The following is a 4,184-nucleotide window of genomic DNA, read 5'->3' as shown; positions in this document are numbered from 1 at the left end:
CGTCCATCCCAACCCTGCGCAGCCTCGATCTTACAGCGAAAAAAACGCAGGGTTCCAAGGGAGGCGCGTTTACGCCTCCCTTGGTCGGTGTGGGCCGACGCCCACGGTTTTAAATTTGAATTTAGTTTTTTAAATTAAAAATGCATTAAAAGGGGCGCGTGTGGCCCCAACCACACCCCTTTTCAGCACGCTCTGATTTAAACCGTAACGGTTTTTGATCTACTATTCCTTGGGTATGTGTCAGGCGCGCCTGATTGAAAGTCATAAAAATAAGAGTCTAAGGAAAGCATGGAAATCTTCTTTACCATCCTCATTTTGATTCTGGTGGTGTCGCTCTCCGGGGTGGTGACCAGAATGTTACCTTTTCAAATCCCGCTTCCATTAATGCAGATTGCCGTCGGGGCATTGCTGGCGTGGCCGAATTTTGGCCTGCACGTAGACTTCGACCCTGAGCTGTTCTTGGTGCTGTTCATTCCGCCACTGCTGTTTGCCGATGGCTGGAAAACCCCGACGCGGGAGTTTTTACACCACGGGCGCGAGATTCTCGGGCTAGCCTTGGTGCTGGTTCTGCTCACCGTGGTCGGCATTGGTTACCTGATTTATATGATGGTGCCGGATATCCCGCTGGTGGCGGCCTTCGCGCTGGCTGCGGTTCTGTCGCCAACGGATGCCGTGGCGCTGGGCGGCATCGTCGGCAAGGGGCGTATCCCGAAATCGATAATGGGCGTGCTGGAAGGCGAGGCGCTGATGAACGATGCGTCCGGTCTGGTATCCCTGAAGTTTGCTATCGCGGTGGCGATGGGCACCATGATCTTCACCGTCGGCGGTGCTTCGGTTGAATTCCTCAAGGTGGCTATCGGCGGCCTGATGGCGGGTGTGGCGGTCACTTGGCTGTACAGTAAATCACTGCGCATCATGAGCCGCTGGAGTGGTGATGACCCGGCGACGCAAATCGTCTTCCTGCTGTTACTGCCGTTCGCCTCTTACCTGATTGCAGAACATATTGGCGTGTCGGGCATCTTGGCGGCGGTGGCGGCCGGTATGACCATCAGCCAGTCTGGCATCATCCGTAACGCGCCGCTGGCGATGCGCCTGCGCGCGAACAGCGTCTGGGCGATGCTCGAGTTTGTGTTCAACGGCATGGTGTTCATCATGCTCGGCCTGCAATTGCCGGGCATTCTGGAGAACTCGCTGGATCAGGCAACCCATGACCCTTCTATCGTCACTTGGCACCTGTTTGCTGACGTCGGGATTATCTACTTCGCCTTGCTGCTGCTGCGTTTCGTCTGGCTGTGGGTGATGAAAAACATCAGTAACCGTTTCCTGAAAAAGAAACCGTTGCTGTTTGGCGCGTACAGCACGCGTGAACTCTGGGTGGCTTCGTTTGCCGGGGTTCGCGGGGCGATCACGCTGGCCGGTGTGCTCTCCATTCCTCTGTTCCTGTCCGATGGCACGGCCTTCCCGTCGCGCTATCAGTTAGTGTTCCTCGCCACCGGCGTCATCTTGTTCTCGCTGATTGCGGGCGTGATTGCGCTGCCATTCCTGCTTAAAGGCGTGGTGGTGGCAGATGGCACGGCGTATCGCGAAGAAGAGCGCATGGCGAAGTCGATTGCGGCCGAAGTCGCCATCGAAAGCCTGCATAAGATGGAAGAGCGTTTGGCGGCGGATTCCGAAGAGAATATCGATGAGCAGACGCTGAAGGAGATAAGCTCGCGGGTGGTTGGGACGCTACGGCGACGCACGCTCAATAAAGATGATATTGAGACGGCGCTGAAGCTGGAAAACCTCGAGCGCCGCTTCCGCCTCACGGCGCTGCGTGCCGAGCGCGGGGAGCTATATCATCTGCGCGCGACGCAGAAAATCAGCAATGAAACGCTGCAAAAACTGCTGCATGACCTCGATTTGCTCGAGGCGCTGCTGGTCGAAAAAGAGGTGTAAAGCCTCGCAACGCGCACGCTATCCGGCGTGCGCGTCTTTTTGCTGCTGCCTGTAATGCTCCCGACACATGGCAATCCACGCCTGCGTACTGTGCGACATATAACTTCCCTCCCGCCAAATTAGCTCCAGTTTCCACAGCATTTCCGGCTCGATAGGCATCCACATCAGGCTTGAGTCCAGACGTCGGCAAATCGGCTCCGGCAGAATTGCCACGCCCATTCCTGCCTGCACCATCGCCGCCAGAAAGTCCCACTGGCCGCTGCGAGTGGCAATTTTAGGGGTGAATCCATGCGCCGCGAAGCTCTCCATCAACATGCCGTGCAGGGCAAAATCTTCGTTATAAATCAGGATGCTTTCATCGGCTAATTCAGAAATAGGCAGGCGAGTGCGGTTGAGCCACTTCTCGCTGCGCGGCACCACGGCGCACATGGGGTAGCTAAACAGCGGGATGGAGGTGAGGCCAAGACTTTCGTCAATCGATAGCAGGTTCATGGCTAAATCCAGCTCGCCGGAAACAATCGCCGACTGCACCGTGCGGCCACCAAACTCGGAGATAATCAGCTCAATGCCGGGATATTTTTGGCGAAACGCGCCAATCAGCGGCGCCATCTGGGTGCCGACCATCGGCGGGATGCCGATTCGCACCTGCCCACGGGTGAGGGTGCTGATGTCCTTAAGCTCGCTTTCCAACTGGCGAAACTCTTCCAATATGTTCTGTCCGCGTTGATACAGCGCCTGTCCGCTGTCGGTCAATCTCAGGCGGCGGCCATCGCGAATAATCAGTGTACATTCAAGCTCTTCCTCCAGATGGCGCAGCATCTTGCTGATGGTTGGCTGAGTGACAAACAGTTTTTCCGCCGCGCGGGTAAAGCTCTGTTGGCGAACAACTTCGACAAAATAACGCAGGGTACGCACGTCCATATTGATCCTCTTAATCGGCGTGTTTGCGGCGAAAGGCAAAACATGCCGATTTGGAATGATTTCGATGATTTTAATTCATTTCTATACCGGTTTGCCGCCAACGTATACTTCTTTCGTTCCCCTTTTTAACCCACCGAGGTTATCCCTATGTTGTTGGCGTTGCGCACTCGAGCGCCGTCTTATTTAAGTCGTCTACAGGTCCCAATTCAGGTGGTGCTGTACGCGGCTCTCTATCTGGTTGCTGACCGTCTGGTGACTTTGTTGCATCTGCCTCTGCCAGCCAACGTCGTTGGCATGTTCATGCTTTTACTCTTGATTATGTCCGGCATTTTGCCGCTGAAATGGGTAAAAGCCGGTTCTCGCTGGCTGCTGGCCGAAATGCTGCTGTTCTTCGTTCCTGCGGTGGTGGCAGTGGTGAATTACACCTCGCTGTTGATGGTTGAGGGCTGGAAAATATTCTTGGTGATCGCCGTCAGCACCACCCTGACGCTGGGGATTACGTCGCTGGTGGTAGACAGGATCTATCGTTTGGAGCTGCGTTTAGCAGAGCGGAAGGTGCGCGGTGAGTGACATTATTATCAGTGCAATCTGCTTCGTGGTGACCGTGCTGCTGTATTACGCCAATAAGAAGCTCTACCGCCAGCGCCGCACCCTGTTATTAATGCCGCTGGTGTTCACGCCGGTGGTGCTGGTTCTGCTGCTGGTGGTCGCCCACGTGACTTGGCAGGACTACATTGGCGAGACGCACTGGCTGCTGTGGCTGCTTGGCCCGTCAACCATCGCGTTTGCCGTGCCGGTGTATGAGAACTTGCCAATTATCCGTCGCCACTGGCTGTCGCTCTCCGCAGGCGTGGTGACAGCTATTGTTGTCGCGGTGTTCAGCTCCGTCTGGCTGGCCCGGCTGTTTGCTCTGCCGGAGGTGATTCAGCGCAGTTTGTCGGTTCGCTCCATCACCACGCCGTTTGCCCTCGCCGCCGCGAAGCAGGTGGGCGGGCAGCCCGACTTGGTCGCGCTGTTCGTGGTGATCACCGGCGTTTTCGGCATGGCGATTGGCGACATGATGTTCCTGCGTTTGGCGGTGAAAAGTAAGTTAGCGAAAGGCGCGAGCCTCGGGGCGTCATCCCACGGCGCAGGCACGGCCAAAGCCTACGATATGGGTGCCGAAGAGGGCGTGGTTTCAAGTCTGGTGATGATGCTGGCGGGGGTTGTCACCGTGGTGATGGCGCCGGTGATCGGAACGTTGATGTGGTAGGCGAAGTGCTCCTCCCCCTGGTAAGGGGGAGGCTGGGAGGGGGTATTTCATAAAAATCAGTGGCTTATGTGAG

4 protein-coding genes are annotated in these 4,184 nt (G+C 56.2%); 3 read left to right on the top strand and 1 reads right to left on the bottom strand.

The features are described from left to right. The first annotated feature begins 288 nt into the window (after positions 1–288). Positions 289–1,938 carry a Na+/H+ antiporter gene (locus GEAM_RS00080; RefSeq protein ID WP_034786627.1) on the top strand — a complete coding sequence of 550 codons (1,650 nt, stop codon included), beginning with the start codon at positions 289–291 and terminating at the stop codon, positions 1,936–1,938. 18 nt (positions 1,939–1,956) lie between these two features. Here GEAM_RS00080 and GEAM_RS00075 read toward each other — a convergent pair whose 3' ends face one another. Beyond that, complete coding sequence (locus GEAM_RS00075; protein WP_034786625.1) at positions 1,957–2,859, bottom strand: LysR family transcriptional regulator; 903 nt, start codon at positions 2,857–2,859, stop codon at positions 1,957–1,959. Between the two features lie 147 nt (positions 2,860–3,006). Between GEAM_RS00075 and GEAM_RS00070 the strand changes: the two genes are divergently transcribed. Further along, positions 3,007–3,429 carry a CidA/LrgA family protein gene (locus tag GEAM_RS00070; RefSeq protein WP_034786623.1) on the top strand — a complete coding sequence of 141 codons (423 nt, stop codon included), beginning with the start codon at positions 3,007–3,009 and terminating at the stop codon, positions 3,427–3,429. Then, entirely contained in the window at positions 3,422–4,111 is a 690-nt protein-coding gene (locus tag GEAM_RS00065) for an LrgB family protein (protein ID WP_034786621.1), read from the top strand. Before GEAM_RS00070 ends, GEAM_RS00065 begins: the two co-directional genes overlap by 8 nt. Positions 4,112–4,184: the final 73 nt, after the last annotated feature.

It is taken from the genome of Ewingella americana ATCC 33852 (genome assembly GCF_000735345.1).
Classification (GTDB): domain Bacteria; phylum Pseudomonadota; class Gammaproteobacteria; order Enterobacterales; family Enterobacteriaceae; genus Ewingella; species Ewingella americana.
The sequence above is the reverse complement of the archived record's forward strand: the minus strand, read 5'-3'. Positions and strand labels throughout refer to the sequence as shown.